Annotated in this window: 21 protein-coding genes; 12 read left to right on the plus strand and 9 right to left on the minus strand. The window is 30.9% G+C overall.

Annotation, left to right across the window (positions count from 1 at the left end):
* Window positions 1-39: 39 nt before the first annotated feature.
* Together AW729_RS00445 and AW729_RS00450 are read left to right on the plus strand one after the other, a co-directional pair.
* Window positions 40-690, plus strand: coding sequence for a vWA domain-containing protein (locus AW729_RS00445; protein WP_236951239.1), 651 nt, complete (start codon window positions 40-42; stop codon window positions 688-690).
* An 89-nt stretch (window positions 691-779) separates the two neighbouring features.
* A complete protein-coding gene (locus tag AW729_RS00450) occupies window positions 780-1,112 on the plus strand; it encodes a hypothetical protein (protein ID WP_112123221.1) in 333 nt (110 codons plus the stop codon).
* A gap of 472 nt (window positions 1,113-1,584) precedes the next feature.
* Here the strand turns inward: AW729_RS00450 and AW729_RS00455 are convergent, their stop codons facing one another.
* Together AW729_RS00455 and AW729_RS00460 are read right to left on the minus strand one after the other, a co-directional pair.
* A complete protein-coding gene (locus AW729_RS00455; RefSeq protein ID WP_112123222.1) occupies window positions 1,585-3,357 on the minus strand; it encodes a DUF2207 domain-containing protein in 1,773 nt (590 codons plus the stop codon).
* Window positions 3,358-3,664: 307 nt separating this feature from the next.
* A complete protein-coding gene (locus tag AW729_RS00460) occupies window positions 3,665-3,871 on the minus strand; it encodes a hypothetical protein (protein WP_112123223.1) in 207 nt (68 codons plus the stop codon).
* A 420-nt stretch (window positions 3,872-4,291) separates the two neighbouring features.
* Here AW729_RS00460 and AW729_RS00465 point away from each other — a divergent pair, with 420 nt between their 5' ends.
* The 5 genes from AW729_RS00465 to AW729_RS00485 all read left to right on the plus strand — a co-directional run bounded on the left by AW729_RS00465 (window position 4,292) and on the right by AW729_RS00485 (window position 7,049).
* A complete protein-coding gene (locus AW729_RS00465) occupies window positions 4,292-5,041 on the plus strand; it encodes a metallophosphoesterase (RefSeq protein ID WP_112123224.1) in 750 nt (249 codons plus the stop codon).
* A 121-nt stretch (window positions 5,042-5,162) separates the two neighbouring features.
* Entirely contained in the window at window positions 5,163-5,393 is a 231-nt protein-coding gene (locus AW729_RS00470; protein WP_112123225.1) for an AbrB/MazE/SpoVT family DNA-binding domain-containing protein, read from the plus strand.
* Window positions 5,394-5,396: 3 nt separating this feature from the next.
* Window positions 5,397-5,783 carry a type II toxin-antitoxin system VapC family toxin gene (locus tag AW729_RS00475; RefSeq protein ID WP_112123226.1) on the plus strand — a complete coding sequence of 129 codons (387 nt, stop codon included), beginning with the start codon at window positions 5,397-5,399 and terminating at the stop codon, window positions 5,781-5,783.
* Window positions 5,784-6,372: 589 nt separating this feature from the next.
* Entirely contained in the window at window positions 6,373-6,561 is a 189-nt protein-coding gene (locus AW729_RS00480) for a hypothetical protein (RefSeq protein ID WP_112123227.1), read from the plus strand.
* A 23-nt stretch (window positions 6,562-6,584) separates the two neighbouring features.
* Window positions 6,585-7,049 carry a TIR domain-containing protein gene (locus AW729_RS00485; RefSeq protein ID WP_112123228.1) on the plus strand — a complete coding sequence of 155 codons (465 nt, stop codon included), beginning with the start codon at window positions 6,585-6,587 and terminating at the stop codon, window positions 7,047-7,049.
* A gap of 53 nt (window positions 7,050-7,102) precedes the next feature.
* On the opposite strand, the gene AW729_RS00490 is transcribed toward AW729_RS00485, so the two are convergent.
* Together AW729_RS00490 and AW729_RS00495 are read right to left on the minus strand one after the other, a co-directional pair.
* Window positions 7,103-7,483, minus strand: coding sequence for a hypothetical protein (locus AW729_RS00490; RefSeq protein WP_112123229.1), 381 nt, complete (start codon window positions 7,481-7,483; stop codon window positions 7,103-7,105).
* Window positions 7,484-7,693: a hypothetical protein gene (locus tag AW729_RS00495; RefSeq protein WP_112123230.1), complete on the minus strand. Its 210-nt coding sequence runs from the start codon at window positions 7,691-7,693 to the stop codon at window positions 7,484-7,486.
* A gap of 529 nt (window positions 7,694-8,222) precedes the next feature.
* On the opposite strand from AW729_RS00495, the gene AW729_RS00505 reads away from it, so the two are divergent.
* Together AW729_RS00505 and AW729_RS11085 are read left to right on the plus strand one after the other, a co-directional pair.
* Entirely contained in the window at window positions 8,223-9,497 is a 1,275-nt protein-coding gene (locus AW729_RS00505) for an ATP-binding protein (protein WP_112123232.1), read from the plus strand.
* 212 nt (window positions 9,498-9,709) lie between these two features.
* Window positions 9,710-9,883, plus strand: a complete 174-nt coding sequence (locus AW729_RS11085; RefSeq protein WP_162685688.1) for a hypothetical protein — start codon at window positions 9,710-9,712, stop codon at window positions 9,881-9,883.
* 151 nt (window positions 9,884-10,034) lie between these two features.
* Here AW729_RS11085 and AW729_RS00510 read toward each other — a convergent pair whose 3' ends face one another.
* Window positions 10,035-12,449 carry a hypothetical protein gene (locus AW729_RS00510; protein WP_112123233.1) on the minus strand — a complete coding sequence of 805 codons (2,415 nt, stop codon included), beginning with the start codon at window positions 12,447-12,449 and terminating at the stop codon, window positions 10,035-10,037.
* Window positions 12,450-13,015: 566 nt separating this feature from the next.
* Between AW729_RS00510 and AW729_RS00515 the strand changes: the two genes are divergently transcribed.
* Complete coding sequence (locus tag AW729_RS00515) at window positions 13,016-13,588, plus strand: DUF2284 domain-containing protein (protein ID WP_112123234.1); 573 nt, start codon at window positions 13,016-13,018, stop codon at window positions 13,586-13,588.
* A 112-nt stretch (window positions 13,589-13,700) separates the two neighbouring features.
* Here the strand turns inward: AW729_RS00515 and AW729_RS00520 are convergent, their stop codons facing one another.
* The 3 genes from AW729_RS00520 to AW729_RS00530 all read right to left on the minus strand — a co-directional run bounded on the left by AW729_RS00520 (window position 13,701) and on the right by AW729_RS00530 (window position 21,012).
* Window positions 13,701-18,029: a DUF4011 domain-containing protein gene (locus tag AW729_RS00520; protein ID WP_112123235.1), complete on the minus strand. Its 4,329-nt coding sequence runs from the start codon at window positions 18,027-18,029 to the stop codon at window positions 13,701-13,703.
* Between the two features lie 93 nt (window positions 18,030-18,122).
* Window positions 18,123-19,676, minus strand: coding sequence for a zinc ribbon domain-containing protein (locus AW729_RS00525; RefSeq protein ID WP_112123236.1), 1,554 nt, complete (start codon window positions 19,674-19,676; stop codon window positions 18,123-18,125).
* A 142-nt stretch (window positions 19,677-19,818) separates the two neighbouring features.
* Window positions 19,819-21,012, minus strand: coding sequence for a type I restriction enzyme HsdR N-terminal domain-containing protein (locus AW729_RS00530; protein ID WP_112123237.1), 1,194 nt, complete (start codon window positions 21,010-21,012; stop codon window positions 19,819-19,821).
* Window positions 21,013-21,287: 275 nt separating this feature from the next.
* Here AW729_RS00530 and AW729_RS00535 point away from each other — a divergent pair, with 275 nt between their 5' ends.
* The gene (locus AW729_RS00535) at window positions 21,288-22,562 is read left to right on the plus strand and encodes a hypothetical protein (protein WP_112123238.1); all 1,275 of its coding nucleotides are present in this window, start codon (window positions 21,288-21,290) and stop codon (window positions 22,560-22,562) included.
* A gap of 37 nt (window positions 22,563-22,599) precedes the next feature.
* Here AW729_RS00535 and AW729_RS00540 read toward each other — a convergent pair whose 3' ends face one another.
* Complete coding sequence (locus tag AW729_RS00540; protein WP_112123239.1) at window positions 22,600-23,283, minus strand: DUF5714 domain-containing protein; 684 nt, start codon at window positions 23,281-23,283, stop codon at window positions 22,600-22,602.
* Window positions 23,284-23,441: 158 nt separating this feature from the next.
* Here AW729_RS00540 and tsaA point away from each other — a divergent pair, with 158 nt between their 5' ends.
* Window positions 23,442-23,831: a tRNA (N6-threonylcarbamoyladenosine(37)-N6)-methyltransferase TrmO gene (tsaA, locus tag AW729_RS00545; protein WP_112123240.1), complete on the plus strand. Its 390-nt coding sequence runs from the start codon at window positions 23,442-23,444 to the stop codon at window positions 23,829-23,831.
* The last annotated feature ends 84 nt before the right edge of the window (window positions 23,832-23,915 follow it).

A 23,915-nucleotide genomic window follows, 5' to 3' on the forward strand; every position in this document is an offset into this window, starting at 1 on the left:
TTAAATAGTACTGGTATACTTAATTGGGAGGAATATCATATGAACAACAATGAATCTTATACAAAAATGAGAAAGCTTAACTCTTTTGAGGATATAACTAAACATGATGATGAAGAAATTGATTTAGTATTGTTATTGGATAAGAGTGAATCGATGTGTGATATTGCAGAAGAAACTCTTGTTGGATTTAACTCTTTTATTGAAAGAGAAAAATATGAAAATCCCAATATATTAGTTACACTGGTACTGTTTGACAAACAATATAAAGTTTTATACAGTAAAAAACCTATTGGCCGAATAGAGAAGTTAACACGTGAAGATTTTTATGCTGATGGCTGCACTGCTTTATATGATGCTATTGGAACAGCTATAAATAATGTTGACAAGTTTGCAGGAAATAAGGTGTTATTTGTAATTACCACTGATGGATTGGAAAACTCTTCAATGGAATATAACTTCTCTGATATCAATAAACTTATTGAGAACCATAATTGGGAATTCTTATTTATCGGAGCGAACATTGATTCATACAGTGAAGCAGGCAAAATCGGCATTACTCCATTACATAGTGCCAATTACACTAAAAGCCAATATGGAGTTAATCGATTATTTAACTCTATATCCCTTGCCATTAGAAATGTTAGGAATTCACAACCGTTATCCGATAACTGGAAAAGAGATTTGAGCTAAATAATATTACTTAATTAAGATAATCCAAAACAATCTTTTGGATTCATCTTTTATTATTATGATTTATAAATTAATAGGATATGATTAGAATGAAAGAAAAATACGACGAGAATATAGATGAAATACTGGAAAAGGCAAGTGATCTTTGTCATGAAGAATGGATGGATTGGACTAAAACCATAAGTGTAGAATTAAATAAGATATTAGGTGTATTAATTAGAAATAAGGAATATTTAAAGAATAATAAAGGTATTGATAAAGAAGACCTGATTAATAAGAATGATGAACTGATAACTATGATTGAAGATAGACTTGATAGGTGGCAGTCCTACTGGATTGATTATAGTGAACTTAGTGATGAGGTTAAGGAATATGATAGAATTTATGCAAGAAAAATATTGGATTTAACTAAGGATAAATAGATATTTAATCTATTTATTGCATTATTAAAGTAAGTTAATTAGTCAAGGGGTATTTTTTAGGTGATAATGGGTTTTTTTAGAGTATTTCAAAGTAACGATTATCATTGAAGTATCAGAGCATTATGAGAATACCCCCTCATAACCTCCTTAAACAATAGTTAAACTTCGTTAAATATAAGATTATAATTTGATTATATTTGGAGAGTACTAATGTCAATTTAGATGAAGATGTCCATAAGTATATTAAAGTTTAATCCCATAACTTAATTATTAGGATGACTATGTGAAGTTATTTAGACAAGACATCAATAATTTTTAAATAATATTATACAACATATAAACCTGTGTGAATCGAATTATAATTTATTAATTCACATTAATATATCACAGATTAAGAATACATGCAATGTTAAAAGATATGAATAACATGGGATATTTAAAATAAAAAAAAGGAGTTTGGAAAGTTTTACAACTAAAACGTTCCTCCTCCACCTCCACCGAATCCTCCACCACCGGAACTTCCATAATTACCGGAATCAGAGTATGATGATTCAACGATTGTACCGAATGAGGATGTTAAATTAGAATATCCACCATTTGAAGCAAACAATACCAAATTATTGGTCGCTATATCCTTGTCGGATAGTTTCTTTGCACTGATATATCTCTGCAGGCTATCACATGCTTCATTAGCTTTTCCAAGTGCTGCTGCATATACCAGGTACTTACCCCATATCTGTACTGATTCTGGGGGATTCTGATCTATTAAACTGTAATCTGTTATGTATTTCCTAAAATTTTGCCATTGTGCATTTGCAACTCTTCCTTCTTTTGTCCATCTTCCAGGATATGAATTGGGAACAATAACGTATATTATGATTGGTATGGCTAAGAATATTATGAATAGCAAATAGCGATAATTTTCAAGTATTGGAAGTATTCCTATGAGCATTATGGCAAATATTGTTATTATGATACTTATAATAAATAATATGAATAGTGCCTTGTTGAACATTTTTGTTCCTTTATCATCAAAGTAGCGTTTAATCATTGAATCAGATATTGAATCCTGTGCCTTTTTTAGCCAATTATTCTTGAATTCACTGTAATGGTCGTATGTTTCCTTATCAGCTATACCTGCCAGTGATATGTTATTGTCAGCGTCTTTAAAGCTGTTTAAGTAATCTATAATATCAACTTCATATTCTTCCAAGGTTGATGTATCCTTATCAGTCACCCGTAGTATTGTATCATCGGGGTTGGAGGATATGATTTTAAAGTATTTGTTGTTAATCAAGTCCAATATTACTGAATTGAATACTTCTTTATATACCATACCTACATCTACGTAAAAAAGGCCATTTGCCTCTACCGGTTTTAAATCCATTGGAACATCAGATTCATATTCTGCATTGTAATCAATTTCAACTTCCCTACCATATTTAGCCCATATGATTAATGGTATGATACAATCAAGGACGATTACTATTCCAATCAATTTATAAAACAGGTTTTCATAGAATATCTTATCAGCATATTTTCTCTGGTCCTCTTCTATTATTGCTTTTGCATCATCATGGATAACTTCAGCATTTTCTGTACTTTTAAAGTATGTTGTTGGCATGAGTATTCTTTGTTCTAATGTTGTATGTGCTGGTATATTCTCGGCTATTGTCTCCAATTCACCATTAGCATTCCAAGTAGATTGTTTTATATGAGTATCCGGATTGTTGAACACTTCGGTCTGTGAATTGGATCCAGGTATTGTTACAATAGTTTTTAGTGTATCTATTTTTGAATCCCATTGACTACCCCATGAGGTGTACTGGAAGTCTGCCACGTCATCATATATCTTCAAAGCGTTGTTGTATGTGTATTTATAGATTACTGGGACTTTTTGATTGTTTATCTTTTGGGTATGTTCCTTATCGTTATACAGCCATACACGTATACGGGTATTTGTACTATTACCACCCAATTCCATATTATTATAGTAGCCGGGCGTTTCTACCGATATATTTGTCACTGATTGATTACCTTTTACCGGTAAATCCCTATATGTACCGTTTACTGAGCCTTTTATGTCCATAATAATTTCCTCTGTTATTACACAGGATCCATCATCCCTTACTTCTATATGCTTTGTTGCCTCTGGTATGCTGTAATTTGGCTGAAAAACATATGAAAGTATTAGAAATATGGCTATCAGTATAATTATTATGGCGGCTATGTTTTTATAGTTCATCTTACCCACCTTTTTTTAATTTATTTTAATATAATAATTAATTTAAATAGATTAATTAATATTCTTTTCTATGATAAATGTTGAAAATGAAAAAATTCTATCTGAAAATAATCATAAATTCATAAATAATTGTTATATGTTGTTAAATAGAAATAGATGGGTATTCAATGGGCTAAATAAATGATAAGTTATTTGATAGCATTGTTTTCAACGGGGATTTTCCTATCATTATTTCCCATATTAAGACTTTGATTAATCATCATGAAATAATAATTGATGAAAATAAAATTAAAAAATGGATAAGTGTTTATTTCCATTGGAATTTCTTAAAATCAATTATATTTTTGATAAAATCTTTTAAAATAAATGGTTTGGATTTGAAAGTGTGATTATAATCTTTTTGAGAATAATCTTCATTATTTTTTGCTGATTCTTTGATAGCATCAATAAAACCGTCATCATATCCTTCCTCATAACCTTTTTCATATCCAAGAGAATAATTATCATCACACAATATTTACATCTCCATCCGGATAACCTCTTGTTATCCTAAAAAATAACTAATTAATTCAATCACTAAAAGATTAATTATTATAACATAAATTATTACTAATTATAATTATCAACATACTATTATATAAATATTTTCATTATTTCAATTAATTTTCAAAACAATGTAAAGTATTATATAGTAAATATATAATGATGTTCAATACAGTATAAAAAGATTGGTATTATTTATAAAAATAATTTCACATCACCTTGTAATCCAAAAATAATGATAAAAAAGCCTAAAAAATAATCAGCAAAACCATTACCACCTCCTTTTAAAATAAATCCTTTAAATCATTTATAAAGAATTTAATATAAAATATAAATAAAATGACAACATCAAAAAACAAGTAATCGAATAATCAAAGAAAAAGGTGATATTATGAACAACAAAGAAATAATCCTCCCAAAAAAAGGCAGATTAATAGTCGTAACAGACATACATGGAAACTATGATAACTATCAAAAATACCTTAAACTATGGAACAAAAAGGATAAAGATTCACATATAGTATTTGTAGGAGACCTTATCCATAAAACATCCGGCTATGACCAGTCAATTGAAATAATGGATGATATAATAGAAAAAACAGAAAGATATGATAACTTCCATGTACTACTGGGAAACCATGAATGGGCACACATCACAAATAATGACATCTACAAAAATGGAAAAAACCAAAAATGGGCCTTTGAAAAACTTATAGAAGCAAAAAAAGGAAGCATTCAACCGACGCTAGAAAACTATATTGAATTTTTCAAGTCAATGCCATACTTTATCAAAACAGAAAACGGACTCTTCATATCACATAGCGGCCCGTCAAGAGATATCAAATCAATAAAAGACTACAATAACATATTCGATGAGGACTATGAAAATCACCTATTATATGAATTCCTATGGAACAGACCCGGCGACTATACCAAAAGCGATGTGGAAAATTTCCTAGACATTATTGACTCAAACTGCATGATTATAGGACATACAAATGTAAATGGATTTAAAAAAATAGGACCTCAGATAATAATAACTTCCAGTGAAATGACAGAAAATAAAACATACTTCGACATTGACTTGAAAAGACAGATTAACAATATGGATGAACTGATGGAATACATGAAGTTTTTATAGTAGGGCAGATTTGTCTGAAGAAAAAAATATTTAAAAAAAAGTTCTTTTTTAGATTTTTATAAAATCTGACATTAAATAATTTTATATACTAAATATTATATAATTTATATTAGTGATAAATATGATTGAATCTAATATATACAAAGGTTTTCAAATACATATTCCTAAGGTTATTCGTGAAAAACACAAATTAACACTTGAAGATAAGTTAATTTGGGAATCAAGGGATGATGAAATACTTATCAAAGTTAAAAGACAAAGAAATTTGAGTGATTTGGCAAATTTAGTAACTGCAGATGAAGAATTTGATGCTGTTGAAGTTAAAAAACTTTCTGGGAGGGGTGAACTGTAAAATATGATTTTTATAGACTCTTCTTTTTTAATCTCACTTTTAACTGAAAATGAGAAACGAAATCAGCATTCGGTTGAATTATCAAAAAATATTACAGAACATAGGGTAATAAACAATTTGGTTTTATCAGAAACATTAAATGGAATAAGACGATACAATAAACGAGTAGATTTGAATACAATTTATGAACTGATTACTCAAATATTCGACATTGATTATCTTGGACAAGAGGATTATTCTGAAGCAGTAAACAGATATAATTATTATAACGGTGCAATAAATTACTCTGATTGTTTAATATTAAAAAATATGGAGGACAGGAATATAAATAAAATTTTAAGTTATGATACTGACTTTGATAAGGTTAAAGGCATCAGAAGAGTATATTGATGATTAAGAATGATTCCTAAAGCCATGAGTATACTCATAATTAATATTCAAAACAGGACAATTGATTTAAAAAGAGCAATTTGTTGACAATGTATGATAATAACCCCATTCTTTTCCTAAAACAGTAATAGGGGATGTTCAAAATATGGTTAATTGATTTTGAACAACTCCATAAAAATATTTTTCAGATTATTAATAAAACTCCAATAGAAAAATTATTATTTTAAAAAAGTATTACATCTTATTTTTGACGAATTATGTTTTTTTTTCCAAGTTTATCTAATGTTTTTTGCTTTTTTTTGTAATGTATATTAGTATTTTCTGATTTTTTATCTATGTTACGTATGTTTTAATTTGGTTATTCAATATAATGAATATAAGAACTATTTTTCAAGAATTATGCTGTTATTATACATTTTTTAATCTTACAGTTATTTTTTGATAGTTAATCCAGAACGATGCCGAATTTTTTTTAAATAATTTTATGTACATAAAATACATATAATACATAACATACATTTAATACATATAATACATTTTAAACATAATGTACATAACTATATATATTAAGAAAGACATAGTAAATATCATGAAAAATTATACTGTTAAAGCAAGACAACGATCTGGGACAAATTCAATAGATCTAACACTTCCTGCCAGTATAAGAAAAGAATACTCCATAAATCATGGAGACATATTTAAAATAATACCCAATATGGAAAATGGCACATTGACATTAACATATAAACTAATCTACCAAAATAAGGAAGATAAATAAAAACCGCCATAGAGTGAAATAAGATGACAAATGAAACAAAAAATATCTACATCAGTTATAATCATACGGACAAATACTTCAAAGACAAATTAAACAAAATAATTGGAGAAAAATATAAAATCACATCATCTCCACAGGAATATTCAATCAAGAATAACATTAATAGGTACTTTGAACAACTAGAAAACAACAGCGAAGATATAGTAATCGTATTAATAGGTACGGATACATATAAAAGCAAGAATGTTGACTGGGAAATAGAGTACGGCCTTAGTCATGACTCCTGCATAATCGGATTATGTCTACCAACAAATGATGACTATAGGAAAAAAACGGTTAATCCCAGCAAACTGCCAATAAAACTAGTCAACAACCTATATTCAGGATATGCTTCATATTTTGACTGGACAGATAACATTGAAGATTTAGAAGAGTACATTGACATCAGCTATAATCAAAAAATGAATAAACATGCCATAATGTTCTAAAATCATCAATTTTATCTTATTTTTAAACTCCTTTTTATTTTTCACAAAGAAAGTTATCTCCATATAAAAAAAACTTCATGGACACAAATGTGTGCTGATAGATATCCGAGTCTCTTGTAGTTAACTAGATTAATGTACTGTGTCCAATTATTATTGCATTTCTTTTTATACTTGCCGAAATACTTCTTATTAATCCTTTTTCTCTTAATGTCTGCTTCATAAAATGTCTTATTAGATTCCAAAAAACTGCTGAAATATATCTTTTTGTCCTTAACGGATTCAGGTATGACTATTGTAGCGTACAATTCAGGATTATAGATGTGGGAAGTGTGAATGTCACCTTCCTTTAAATTCACAGATCCTTCTTTATATACTACATTGTCTTTGGAAACATCCAAGCCCATAGCCGATAGTATCACATCAATCAACGGCATCTACAAGTTCATCCTCCAAGAACTTGTTAATAAGCTTATGATCCAGCTGATAGATACTAGCGAGTAGTCCTCATCCAATACTTTTCCAAACTCATCATAGATGTATAGGTAATTCGTTTCAATGTAACTTTTGATATTATCATCAATTTTTTCCATATTTATACTCATTGGAGTAGAGTTTTCTCTCGTAACATAATCCTCATCATTCATGATATGATGTTTATAATCCATTTTAGAAATAAAAAATCATATAAAGCTATTAGCAATGTCAATCATCAACATATTTAATCCGATGACAGGACAAAGAATTTGAGTCAATATTTATTTAATACAATTCTTTTAAAAAAAATATGGCGTTATATGTATTATGTACAATAAGGCCTTATCAGACATATTTCTTTATTTTAAGGAGTATTCGTTAATATTAATGAAAATTTTTTTTGGATATTGCAAAAGTGTATAATGAAAAACTCCAAAACACTCTAACAAAAAACTCCAAAACACTCCAACAAAAAACTCCAAAATACTCCAATAAAAAACTCCAAAACACTCCAACAAAAAACTCCAAAATACTCCAATAAAAAACTCCAAAACACTCCAACAAAAAACTCCAAAATACTCCAATAAAAATATCAAAAATACTCCAATAAAAATATCAAAAAATATATAATAAAAAACTCCAAAAATATATAATAGAAAACTCCAAAACACTCCAATGATATTATGATGAGGAATAAAGATGGAAAAAAAATACTTGAAACGATACATGGATGATGACTTAGAAAGATATCTTAGAATGATTGGTGCAATATTGATTGTAGGACCAAAATGGTGTGGAAAAACCACAACAGCAGAAAGACACGCCAATAGTATTATTAAATTACAAGACATCAAAAAACAAGAAACCTATAGATTCTGGTCAGAAACAGATCCTTCCAAACTGCTTGAAGGAGAAAAACCCAAATTAATAGATGAATGGCAAATGGCACCAATACTATGGGATGCTGTGCGAAATAGTGTGGATGAACTAGGCGGGGAAGGATTATATATCCTTACTGGTTCAACAGTCGTGGATGAAAATAAAATAATGCATTCAGGAACTGGAAGAATACATAGGGTACTGATGAGGCCCATGAGTTTATATGAAAGCCTAGAATCCAATGGAAAAATATCATTAATGGAACTATTTAATAATCCTGAATTGAATATTGATGGAATTACATCGGATTTAACAGTTGAAGAACTGATATTTGCCACATGCCGTGGAGGATGGCCTGCATCAGTAACGAAAAAGGATAAAGAAGCACAACTGTTTGTAGCTAAATCATATGTACAAAATATATGCAATACTGATGTTTCCAAAATTGATGGTGTTAGAAGAAACCCGGATAAAGTACAAAGTCTTCTTAAATCCCTCGCAAGAAATAATTCAACACTCGTTAAAAACAAAACAATAATAGCAGACGTTAATGCTAATGAAAAGATGAGTAACGGTACATATTACTCATATATCAAAGCACTAAAAGAGTTGTTTGTAATAGAAGAAATACGAGGATGGTCACCAGATATCAAATCAAAAACCTCCATGAGATCAAAAAACAAAAAAGTCTTCATCGATCCGTCAATAGCGACTGCTTCATTACAAATGAGTCCTGAAGCGTGCATGGATGATTTATACTTATTTGGTTTCCTATTTGAAAACCTATGTATCAGAGATTTAAGTATATACACAAGCCCACTTGACGGAAAAATATATTATTATCATGATAAATCAGACATCGAAATCGATTGTGTAGTTTATTTAAATGATAACCGATATGCATTAATAGAATGCAAATTAGGTAGTGAAAAAATTAATGAAGGAGCCAAAAACCTATTGAAAATCAATAAGCTAATAGAAGAAAATGATGAACTTAAAAATCCAAGTTTCCTAGCTGTCCTAACCGGAGGAGAAATTGCATATACACGCCCAGATGGAGTGAAGGTTATACCAATAGGATGCCTGAAACAATGATAAAACAAAAATAAACAGAACGTGAATTAACTAAATAATAATATCCAATAAGTAATATATAATTAACCATAATAAATTCTTAAAATAATATTAAATAAACAAATAATTATAAAATTTAAAATAATTAAATATATTATGGAATTAAGTAAAATTAAAGTAAATATTGGTTAGAATAAGTAAACTAATCCATAAAAATAAGTAAAAATCTTAACTTGACAGCATTGGAACTGATTACTCAAATATTCGACATGGATTATCTTGGACAAGATGATTATTCTGAAGCAGTAACCAGATATAATTATTATAACTGTGCAATAAATTACTCTGATTGTTTAATATTAAAAAATATGGATGACAGGAACATAAATACACACTGCAATATATGAATACATATAAAATATAAATCATCCTCAATTAAATGATAAAAACAACAATTTAAATAAAGGATAGAACTCATCGAATAAAAATAATTAATGTAATTTTATCATTTTTACATGCATTCCAAATGTTTGAAAAATTAAAAAAAAGTGAGGGTTATTATTTTAAACCCTTATTATATGTGTTTATTTTACAGTTATATACTCTGTTAGTTGGTTTTGTTTGTGTTCCCCACCAATTATTATCACATTTTACATTTGTTGTTGTTTTTGAGTATGAATCACCATCATTGTATATTTCATATTTTGCCCTTGAATTATAAAGTGTTGAACCACTGACAGATAATGATCCTAAAAATTGTCCCCGATTAGTGTAAAATATATTTTTTGCTATATTGTCACGAATTCTTGAGTTAGTAATGATAGTTTTTCCAAAATAACCTATTACCATACCATTTTTATTATTATTTCCACTAATCATTGAGTTTTTAATTGTTAAATTAGCACAACTCCATAATGCACTAGCATTGTTGTATTTGATTTGCACATCATTCATGGTGACTTTTCCAGTTAATACCATAATAAATTTATCTGCATTATTGGAAATCTTTCCATTATCATTAATGTTTGATGATGTAATGTCAATAATTGCACCATTTCCTAATCCATTATCAGATATAGCATCTTCACCCCTATTTGCAATGTTATATTTAATGTTTATCTTGTAAAATTTCATATAAGGATTATAATCATGCTCCCCATAAAAGGTACTTATAGCTCCACCAACATTTCTTGCCGTATTACTGTATAGATTGGACACGTTCATATACAATGTACCGTCATACATTCCTATTGCTCCACCACAATCAGCAATGTTGTAATTTAACAGGCAATCAATGATTTTAGTTGTTCCACCATAAATACATAATGCTCCACCATAAGAATTTGATGAAAAATAATCATTATTACTGAATTGCTGATTTACAATATTTCCATTGAATGTTGAACTTCTGACAGCAAACGTAGACTCACTAATTGAAATAGCTCCACCTCCACTAACAGCACGATTACCATTGAACTGAGAACTTGTTACAGTAATGTTAGCACCTATAGCCGAAATTGCCCCACCAGACTGATTAGCTTTATTAGAATTTATAAAACATTTATCAATTAATGTGTACTTACCATAATCAAGTATTGCTCCAGTATCTCCCTCATTTTGAGTAATTTTTGAAGCAAGCAGTGTTATTTTACCCCAATTATCAATAAATCCTGCAGTAGATGCTTTGTTAAACATTCCTGTAACATTATTCATTTTTAAATTATCATTGTTCTTTATCAAACTAACTGTTGCATTATTTGTATTAATTATACAATTGGTTAATTGCATTTGATAATTATTAGTTATAACAGAATGATAAGCTTGATTTCTATTAATGGTTGTATTTGTAATAGTCATATAACCATCATTTCTTATCGCTCCTGCATGATGTTCTGCAAAATTATTGTTTATTACAGAATTAGTTATTGTTAAAGAATTTAAGTTAAATATCGCACCGGATCCCATAGTATATGTATTTAATACACGAGAATTATTAAATAATAATTTCCCATAATTTGCTATAGTTCCACCAAATTGAACACGATATGGTCCTCCAGGGATTTTATTATACTGTAATATGGTGTTATGTATCTGCATAGTAGCACGATTATAAATTGCACCACCTAATCCTCCTGTATATACATAACTATCACTATCCCAACCATCCATTTCACTTCCATTAACTGTATTTGCAGTTATGTTGGAATTTCTTATCACTACAGTACCATAATGGCTATAGATTGCTCCTCCAAATAATGCATTTCCATTTCTTATATTGGAGTTTGTAATTGTAGCTGTTGCTACATTATATAGTGCTGATCCATTGTATCCTTTGTTTTTTTCAAAGTAACATTTATCCATTTTGAGTGTTCCATAGTTGTTGACTATTGCTTTTTTATTATTTCCACCCTTATTTATACTGTTAGAAATAAAATCAACATTAGTTAATGATAATTTACCTTTGTTGGCAAATACGGAACATCTATTGATATTCTTAAACTGTACATTACTTATGCTTAAACTATTTGATGGATTTATGAAAAATAAATCGTTTACACTTGTTTTTGCTTGAATTATTACTTTTTGTTTATTGTTTGATTTAATTGTGATATTTTTATTTATATCCACTTTTCCCACGTTTGAAATGGTATATGTTCCATCATTTAGTATTATTTCATCATTGTTATTTGCAACGGTTATTGCTTTTGTAATTGTTTTATATGGATTATTATTTAATCCAGTTGCCTTATCATTTCCATTCGGACTGACATATATCTTAGATTTTGCAGTTTTTATGTTTTTAGTTTTTTCTTTATTAAGTACAGTAGTATTCTTCTCAATACTATGTACTTCATGATTAGATACTACAGTATCAGATGTATCTGTATTATCAGCAGCACTTATTGCAGTTAAAGATACCAATAACAATAATGTTACTGAAATAAACAATACATATATACTTTTTCTCTTCATTTTATCACCTACAATTAGAATTTTTATAGTAAAAAGAAATTAACCATTATTATTTAAAAAAAAAACAATACAATCAGTTAAATTCACAATAAGTAATGTCTTTATTAATTTACAAGACATTAATTATCTTCCTTACCATAAATATACTTTGTTAAAAAAAATATATTAAACTTATCTTTTAATTACTTGAAATTGAATTTAAACACAAATTACCGATAATTTTAATAATTGGATGGATTAAAATATGGAATTTATTAAAAGTTTCCAAAAAATAATTAAATAAAATCCAATGAATTTCACTTCTAAAAATAAATAAATAAATATTTGAGATAATAAAATACTGCTAAAAAAGAATCCGCTCATTTACTATAACTGATTTCAATTACCCTATTAAACATCAAATCATTCAAAGATAATCAGAATAATAATTATAGAAAACATAGACCTGTTCAAATCAATTTGGAAACAGGACAAAACATAATCATTAAAAGCTTAAAACATCAAAATATTATATAACAACGAGAAAATAATATTTTAATCCAATTCAACTGTAAATGTGATTCGTTATGATTAAAAAAGAGGATATACCTACCCTATACACTACTGAAGAAATTATAAAAACAATTCCGACAAGCGAATATAAAGAAAAGTATGTTAATTTAAACACTACCATGAGTGCATGTAGACAATGCCCCAATTACTCTAAAAACTGGGCATGTCCCGAGTTTAAGGAAGATGTGCTGAAATATTGGGATGAATATGACAATCTTGAATTAACCCTGACAAAGATCATATTCAAAAAAGATACAATGAACAAACAATATAGTCAAGAAGAACTAATGTTAATAGTCGATAATTCACTATTCAGGCAGAGAAATATATTGATATCCCAGATGGAAGAAAAGGAAAGAAGAATGAATGGTAAATTATTATCGGCGGGCTATTGTGGCCAATGCGATAGATGCTCAAGATTGGATAACAAAGAATGCAGATATCCTGATAAATGTCATAATAGCATTGAGTCAATCGGCGGATTGGTTGGTGACACATTAAGTGGAGTATTTGATGAAGAAATTAAGTGGATTGAAGACTCCAAACTTCCGGAAAACCTGTCATTGCTTATGGGTCTTCTTTACTAAAGAAACCTGGAAAATCATCGAGGTTATAGGGCATCAAATAGAAATATAACTCATATAATTATGATACAATAAAAATAGTTTTTTAAAAATGAAGATTATCGGAGTAAATATGTTATTTACTTACTTTTTTTACCTCATCCAATAATCTTTTCCTGGCATCTTCACGGTTATGATACCAATCGGTACTCCATACCCTGTAGAAGTTCCATCCTAGATTTTCAAGCACTTCCTGGTGTAGTCTGTCACGGTCACGGGTTGAATTTGATGAATGATAGGATGGTCCGTCACATTCTATTGCCAGTATGTATTCATCGGGATTATCAGGATTGACAACTGCCAAGTCTATCCTATAGCTGGCGGTTCCAACCTTTCTTTCAACTGTATAACCCTCTTCAACCAGTACTTCATAGATTTCGTTTTCAAACTCCGATTCCTTGGAAGTGGCTATCTGTACACCTGCAGGGAATTTTCCCTTGTCGGCGTAGTATAGGAATGTCTTGAATGCATGTAGTCCCTTGTTTGTATTGTCTACTTTCAAATCTGTTGACTTGAAGTTGGAGAATACCACACATTGCTCTTTGGCCCTTGTTATCAGTACGTTTAATCTTCTTTCTCCACCATCCTTGTTTAATGGTCCGAAGTTCATACTTATATGGCCTTTTTCATCAAAACCGTAGCCTGTGCTTATAAGGATGATATCTCTTTCATCACCCTGTATGTTTTCAATGTTTTTGATGAAGAACTTGTTTGTATCATCAAAGTATGCCTCATAATCACTATTGTCTCCAATTCTATCATCAAGGATTTCTTCAACGGTATTTCTCTGCTTTTTACTGAATGTTGCTATTCCTATGGTCTTTTCCATGTTGTACTTGTCAAGAAGTTCAAACAGGTAGTCTATTATCTGTTCTGCTTCCTTTATGTTTCGGGCCGTTCCCTTTTCATATACTGTGTCCTGATTATATTCCAGTTTAAGTCCCAAGTCATCGGATCTTTTCTGTGATGACGGGAATACGTAGAGCTGATTGTTGTAGAACTCATTGTTTGAAACTGCTATCAATGAGTCATGACGGCTACGATAGTGCCATTTAAGCATCTTTGTATTGAATGTGACCTTTGCATGTTCCAGTATACTTTCCAGGCCCACGGCACTGTATATCTCATCATCCTCATCTATTTCCAGAGAGGAGTCAAAGAATGTTGTTGGCGGCAGCTGTTTGGTATCCCCCATGATCACATAGTTTTTACCACGAAGCAATGCCCCCATTGCATCCTCTATCTTTACTTGACTTGCCTCATCGAATATTACGTAGTCAAAGAATGATTCATAGTATTTTGAGTCCAGATACTGTGCTATGCTCATAGGACTCATCATAAAGCATGGCTTTATATCAGTTATGACATCCTGTGTTTCGGCCAAGGTTTTCCTGATAGGAAGATGTCTGGACTTTTTGGATATTTCCTTATTCAATAATCCGAGGCTGGATTGTCTTTCCAGGCTTGAATGTATATCTGGTATCTGTTTGATTACCATGTTACGTATACGTTTCCTGTTTAGTTCTATGGTTTTTTTATCGAATTTTCTGAAGTCATTGATTTTCTTGTTATGGATATTGTAGTTGAACTTGTTTAATGAGTCATTTACAAATATCTTCTTTAATGCTTCATTTGCATAGTTATATGCAAAGACATCTGTTATATACTCTGATTCTATCTTATCCTGGTGGATTTTGTTTATGATGTCGCTTGTGTATTCGTTTGTAAAATCTCTTGAGTATCCATCGAATAATCTGTAGTCATTTATCGTGTCAAAGTTTGAGGTTAATGACTTGATTTGTTCCTTCTGATTGTCATAGTCGGAGATTTTTATCTTTTTGAATTCCTTACTGTCTGAACGATTTACCTTGGTGTTGATTTTATTGAATGCCTTTTCCAGTTTATCCACTTGTTTTACAAGCTTTGACATGGCCCCTTCATAGTATTCAAAGTTTGCCTCCTTGACAAAGTTTACTGTTTTGTCCGTAAAGTATCCGTCACTTATGGATGTCTTGAATGTGTCAAATTGATTTAATGAGTTTTTCAATTCATCCGGATTTGACTTATAGGAATTCCAGGATTTGCCGAATATGCCTCTTGCAGATTTATCCTCTTTTGTGATTTTTTGTTTGAGTTCTTCCTTCTTAATCAGATTGTTTAAGTCGGCTAAAAATTGTTTGTTGGATATTTGCTTGTAGCCCATCTTCTGTTTTAGCTGCTGTAACTGTTTTTTGTATTTGTTTAGCTGTTCATATTCCTTTAGCAGTTGTCCATAGTTCATTGGCTGGCTGCAGTAGGCGTTTACCTCATATCTTATATTGTTGTATTCATTTCTATCCTGTGAGAGTTTAATCAGGTCATTGTATATCTGTTCATCATCGGCCATGTAGTTATAATAGCCCCTGAGCTGGTTTCTAAGGTTCTCGAAGTCCCTGCTTACCAGTCTCATTAGTGAGTTGTTTTTATATTTCTCAAATAGAAGTATCTTGTCTTCTAGGTGTGGATCGTTTATAAGGGTTCTTATCGGTGAAGTTTCTATTGATTCATGTATGGCCTTCAAGACGTGTATATTGTCATCCAATGATTTGGAGTATATGTATTCGTTCTTGAATTTGCTGTTTGCCATTAGCTTGTTTACTTTGATGAAGTTGTTTTTAATTGTTTTTAATGTTTTTATATCGTAACTTTTTGATTGTTTTGCTGATAGTTGACTGTAGTTTGTTACATCCTGGATGTATTCCTTCATCTTATCCTTGTATTCATAGTTTTGAAGGTTGTTGGTTATCAGGAACAGTTTCTCCAACAACTCTTCACCCGTGAGTTTCTGATAGTTTTCAAGTCCTATTAATTCGCTGATGTCATTGATTTGTCTTTTAAGTTCATCAATATCGGCTACGCTTTCATCTACCAGAAATTCAAGACTTGATAATTCGGTGATGTTTAGGTTTGATGTGTCCGTTTTTCTCCAGAAGTTACCTGATACGGGTTTAACCATGTCATACTGTTGGGCCAGTGCGGATAGGTTGTCTATTATGCTGTCATATTCCTCAGGTGTTATGTTTTCCACATTGCTTATGTGTACGTTAACGGCGGTTGTGTTTTCCAGCTTTTTTGAGTACTTGTCATACATTCCTATTAGCTGGTATGTTGTCTTGTTTGACTTTCCGAACTTTTGATACATTATGTTTGCATAGTCATCCAGATCCCTTTTGATGTTGTCAAGGTGAGTGTATGTTCTGGAGTAGTCCTCATCTATTGAGCTTAAGGATAATGTTTTTGCCAAGTCCTGCATGAACGCCTTCTTATTGTAGTTTTCTCCATGTAATTCCAGACAGAAGTCACCCAGTCCTACCTTGTCAAGTCTGCTTTTAACAACGTCAAGTGCTACCTTTTTTTCACTTACAAATAGAACTGATTTGTTCAATGCCATTAGCTGTGCTATGATATTTACTATGGTTTGACTTTTTCCGGTTCCAGGTGGTCCTTCAACAACTAAATCGGCACCATTTTTTATGTTTTGTATTACTTCCTGTTGGCTTGAATCGGCATCCAGTACGTTATAGATGTCCATTGATTTGGATGAATCATCATAATCCGTTATGCCTGGCGTGTCGTCATCCTCTTTTTTGTTGAAGTATAATTTTTTTATGTTGTTTTCTTTTATGTTGTCCCATCGGGATAAGTCCAAGTCTTCATACATTGCCAGTTTTTTAAAGCTGAATATTGACAGGTATACCTCTGAGTTTACTGACCATCCGCTCTTGTTTTTTATTGCTTCCTCTATATTTTCCAGGTACTCCTTCATTTCAACTTTGGAGTTTAATGATTCGTAGTCGGGTAGGATAATGTTTATGTCTTTCAAGACATGTTTTAGTGTCGTATTGTATCTTACTTCCTCAAAGTTCCATGAGACCTTGTATGTGTCGTAATATTTTGATAGCTTTACTGGAATAAGTATTAATGGTGCCTTGGATAACCTGTTTTGATATGATGCATCTTTCCATTCCAGAAATCCCAGTGCTAGAAATAGGCTGTTGAATCCTTTTTCTTCTATGGTGGACTTGTTATCCCTGTATAGTTTGATTAATTTTCTGTTTAAAGTGTTTTTGTCATCGTTTGTCTGGATGTGTAGTTTTGATTCGGATTCATCTGAATCGTCGTCCCATATGTTTTGATGAGTTATGTAAACGGATGCTTCTTCTTCATCAAATGACAGGAATTTCATTGATTCTTCTTTTAAAACAAGGTTATCAAATAAGTTAAGCATGTTTTCATTTATTATTTCTATACTTTTACTTTTTGATGCTGTGAAGTTTAAGAATTTATTTCTTCTGCTTAAATCCAATAAGTTTGTCCTGTACTTATTAATCTCACTAGTTACAACACTAATATCTTTTTCAGCCATAGTTATCCCAATAAATTATATACATATATCTTTGTTTGTAAAAATATTTAAGATTTGTTTTTTTAATTTAAAACAAATAAAAATAGGTATGGACTATAAATGTTCCATTATTATAAATAATACCAGTAGTACGATGATTATTATTAAAATTGCAGTCTTATTTGCCATTATCATATCCGTTAGCGATGTGTAATGCTCATTATCTGATTCTTCGTTGGATTGGTGGATGCTTGAATCGTAATTGTCAATTATGAAGTCATCAGAATATTCATATTCTTCCCCATTTTTAGTTGTTGAATCATTATAAATATCATGGTTACTTCGTTTACCGGTTAAGTCCTCGTAAATATTGTCTTTATCAAGGCCCATTTCATCGGGCATATTCTCCGAGTAATTTTTGGTATCATCATATGAATCACTTATTTCAATGAAACTGCCGTCATCATGGTACTTTTCATCAATGTTTGAGTTGGTATCTTCATATCCGGTCGTGTCCTTTTTGGGTGAATCATCAGCCCATTCGCCTGCAAAGTCAAAGTCATCTGATGTGAAGTCACTAGTGAAGCTTTCATTATCATCAGGACTTTTGAGGGGTTCTTTATCTTCTGATATTGTATAATCATCCACGGCCATATCATCTTTAAGTGATTCATCGAGGAAGTTTATATCATCATTTGCTGAAGTATCTTCAGGTGAGCTATCTTCAAAATCCAAATACTCGTCAATACATATATCATTATCCGGGGTATGCTGCATATTATCTGAATCTTTGCTTTCATTAAGATCGGATAAATCATTTGCCGTATCATCGGTAAAATCAAAGTCATCAAATGTAAAATCATCCGTTTCATGGGTGTTATCTTTGAGGTTATTCTCTTTAGTATCATCGTCACTGGAAAAAGCATCAAAGTCATCCGTAAAAGAAAAATCAGAATCATCAAAAGAAACAGATTCATCATCATCTACTTCAAACAAATCAGTACTGGAAGAATCCATCTCTTCAAATGTAAAATCACCTGCATTATCATGGTTCTCCCTACTTTGATTATCGTTCATTTCACCATCATTTGAAGAACTATCAAAGTCATCCGTAAAAGAAAAATCAGATTCATCTAAAGAAACAGATTCATCACCACCTACTTCAAACAAATCAGTACTGGAAGAATCCATCTCTTCAAATGTAAAATCACCACTAATGTCAATATCCTCTCTGGTATGGGTGGTCTTATCGGATTTTGTAGGAAAGTCTTCCGATATTTCGTCGATTAAGTCACCGTTTATGTCAATATCATCGGATTTGGACTTTTTATTGATAGCAAAGTCATTGTAATTAAAATCATCTTTTGTAAAATCGTTTTCCATGGTGCTTTCATCACTGAAATCATCCACATTTAGTGAATCATCATAATCAAAGTCATCACCGGCGGATTCGTCAAGATTTTCATAGCTAAAGTCATTTCCTGTGGCATCATCAGAATCATTATAGTTGAAGTCGTCACTGAAATCAGTTTTTGCCGTGAACGAAAAGTCATCGGTAAATTCAAAGTCATTTTGACTTAAATCTTCGTTTAATTCATATCCACAGTTTGGACAGAATTTTACATTATCCTGTATTTTATTGGTACAATTAGGGCATTTTCGACTCAAAAATAATCACCATCATATTCTTTAACTATTATATTTTATCTTGAAGTTCTTATTATTATTTATATTCCTTTATTCTTAAAATAATTTCTTAAATCCCATCACACTTCATAATGATTTTTTCACCCAATCTGATTTCAACCGACTAAAAATCATATAATGACGTTTGTATAGTCAAATCATTTCTTTCCTCTTTTTTAATGTTTTTTATATAATCCCTATATTCATCCCTCAATACTGCGTATTCTATGAGATTAGAGACAAATTCTATCATGTCATCATCATCCATGTACAGTAAGTCGGATACATCCAGTTTTGCCAGTATAAGTTTTGATTTCCTGTCAAACTTTAACTTTGAATGTTTTTTAATATAAGTTCTTAGACTTTTTTTATCTGTACATCTGTTTAATCCCGTGTTTATTGCACAGTCATGCTTTATGTAAAGGTAATTATCTTCAAGGGCTGCATGTCTTTCAAGATCCAATTCCAGGCTATTGTGAATAGCATTATTATGTATTCTTGATACCGTAAGTGAGGTATAACTAAGATATTGGATGGTTATGTAAATTACGTCCAACTGCCCGTTTAATTTATAATATATTGTCCGGTAATCTGACGTTACTGAAACCGAAAGGCTTATTGTCTGTGTGGATATGCCTGCATCCGATTCAAGGAGGGCATTGTCATATCTTATTTCTGGTAATTTATGGGTAGCGTCCATTAATGATTCATATAAATTAATCAAGGGAGCGATTAATTCCTCCGGCACATACTCTGACATTACGTTTCGGTCATATATTTTCCCGACAACATTCTTATAATGCAGTCTGCCATAAGAATGTCTTTTATATTTCTCATCAGTTACTTTTGTAGCGTTATAGTACTTTAATAAGTTATTGTAGGTAATCAGGTTATCATGACTAGTTTTATAGTCATATTCACTTACTTCAAAGAAATCCAAATATTTGCCGTTTGATAATATGGCAAGTTTTTGATGTGCTAATTCACAGTACTCAAATAACTGATTGTAATCCTTTTGACTTAATTTTTTATCGAGACTTTTTAATTCAACTACAAGTAAGATGACATTTTTTGACCTTTTTTTACCATAAACCACTATATCCATACGTTTAGCACTGCCTGTTATGCTTACTTCGGTTTTCATGGCAGAATAGGGCACTTTCATCTTATCATGCAGGAATTCTATGAATTTTTGTCGTACGTATTCCTCCGGGTTTTTTATACGGAGAGTATTGTTTAGCTTGTCTATGTAATATTCCTTGTTTTCATGAAGATATATCCGCGGATCATCATATTTATCCAAATTTATTTTAATCATTAACAAACAACCCCTGATTTTCGATACCCCTACAGCTAATAGTGCTATTATATATGGAAAATGTTCACTTTTCAAGCGGGTGAAATAAAAGGTTTAAGAATATGCGAATTTCCCATTTGATTAAATAACCTATCATGCAATAAGTAGAGCTCAATTAAACATTGCGTAAACTATGAGTACTTTAAAAATATAACTCCTACAGTCTATATTTATTCGAGTCTACTTTTTTGGTTAAATAATAATTTTCATATAGTAGTATATAAATATTATAATATATGTCTAATAATAATTATGTTCAAAGAGAAAATTTTATAGCAGAAGTATATCATAACGATGATGATGACGAATTAATAAATACCAAGGAAATACTGAAAGAAAAATACGACTACATATGTAAAAGCATAAAGGATGAAGGATATACACTGGAAAATCCAGAATGTAACTTATTTAAAGAATTATTATATGATGACAATGTTGTTGGATTTGTTACCTATGATTATACAAAGGGAGTAGGAGACTTTTCATTAAATGAAATCTATGTGCTTCCGGAGTATAGGGGAAACAAATACTTCATCAGTGAACTTGAATATATGTTGATGTCCGGTTCAACAGTTAGCATATATGAACCTACACATAGGATTATCGAGATTCTACTGCAAAATGATCTTGCAAGAAAAATTGACGATAACCTGGTTGTTAGTTCAATAAGCCTTGATATCGATGAAGATAAATCCGAATGTACAGTTTCAGATCATGAACTGACTGATAATATGATTCATTCATGTAACCTTTATGATTTGAACATATCTGCATGTATATTGCTTGAGGACATCAGCAGCGAGGATACGAATATCATCCATTACAGCAGATGTCTTGATGATGATAACAAGTACTACTCGGCTGGTAGCATTCGTGAAAACATTGATGATGAATATTTTGAAAATATCAAAAACAGCATCATTGAAAATCATGAAGAATATGTCCAAACATTAATTGAATTGGAAGACAACAAACCAACAGCAGACTTTGATATTGATGATATAATCGGAAGACCACCAAAATTATCAGAGTATCTTGAAGGATTGATTGCCGAAAAACTCGTTACAAAACAAAGGGCATTGGATATTCAGGCACAGATGATTGAAGAGTATGATAACGGTTTAATATTACCTGAATCACTTCTTAAAAGATTGGAATACCTGTCCATGGAAGAACTCATCAATGAGGACAAGGAAGCCGAAGGATTTGACAGCAGTGCGTTTGATATGAAATGTCCATACTGTGAGTTTCCAACAACACCCATAAACAAGACATGTGACGTATGCGGCTTTAAATTGGATAACGATATGACACTTAATGCCGCAATACTTGAAGAGATAGAGGATGAACTTAGAGAGAATATAAAGGAAATGAAAAAAGACGGGCTTTCAGATGCAGAGATAATTGATATTACTAAAGAATTCGGGGATGAAATGAGTACTGGTTCTCCACATGATGAAGAGATAAAAACTATGCTTTTAGAATTCGTTGAAAGTGAATTAAAGAAATAGTATAATTAATTATACTATTTAAGCTAACTTTTTTTTGTTAATCGTAAAACGGACACTTATTTTTAATACACTCATTATTTAAACTTGAATATTCACATTTTATATCATTCTTTTCCATATGAACATCAAATTCCTGGGACACATAGTCTATTGCAGCGTTTATTGATAAAAATGAATCTCTTTTACAGCATCTTGGTCCGCCATGGCTTGCTACTTCATATAAAGCCTTTGATGTCATCATATTACACTTGCTGAATGCCTTTGTGGCAAGTGGCGTTGAATTTGTTATTATTGATATGAATATCCCCGTACTTACTGCCGCTCCACATGACCCGTAATATCCACAGAAACCTCCCGGTACTTTTTTTCCGCGTTTAATCATTTCATTTAAGGATTCTTCAAGGTTGATGTCTCCACCGGCATTTTTGTAGGCTGTCAATAGGGATGCTCCTACCAGCACATGGTGTTCAGGCCCATGCATATGACAGAATGATTCTTTCATAAGCTTGTTTAGTATTTCTATAGGGTTTTTTGATGTTTCATTTAGAAGTTTTGAGTAGATTACATTTATTCCATCCATATGACATTCATTACATACATAATGTCCATTTATACATCGAATATTGGCGGATTCCTCATTTTTACATACAAAACAAGTCATCGGTTCATCTTCTGTTAGATATTCCACTTTGGCGTTACAGATTAAACATTCATTTATCATTGCAGTCCCCCCAATCAAATTACTTTCATTTGAGTATTTGTGATAACAGAATATAAATATATTTCTATAGAAAGCTATCAGTATAGTCATATAAGAAGTTATTAATAACTTAAAGGAGATACAGTTAAATCAAATGATAAAAGAGATGTTGATTTTTTATGAAGGAGATTATTTTTAAACAGATAGGTTATATTAAAAGTCCGTTTGATGATGTTGAGGATGTACCCAAAAGGGTTAGTGATGCAATGGAGGTTGAGGGAGAACTTGTTGTTTATGAAGAGTATCTTGAGAGCATGGCGGATATGAAGGTTGATGAGGAGTACATGGTTATATTTTACCTGGATAAATGTGAAGGTTTTAAACAGACCGTACCGCTTAGAGGTGATGGACCATTGACTTCATTGTTTTCTACAAGGGCTCCCTGCAGGCCAAATCCCATAGGAGTATCCAACATAATTGTTAAAAAGATTGATGAAAATGTTGTCAAGTTCAATGGTGTTGATATGTTGAATAATACTCCCATACTTGATATTAAAAAGGTTTTCTGATTCTATATACAATACTATCCATTATCATGTGAATGTGTGGAATATCCACACATATCTTTTTCCAGAATATTTTTCGATATAATT

The organism is Methanosphaera sp. BMS, from assembly GCF_003268005.1.
Classification (GTDB): domain Archaea; phylum Methanobacteriota; class Methanobacteria; order Methanobacteriales; family Methanobacteriaceae; genus Methanosphaera.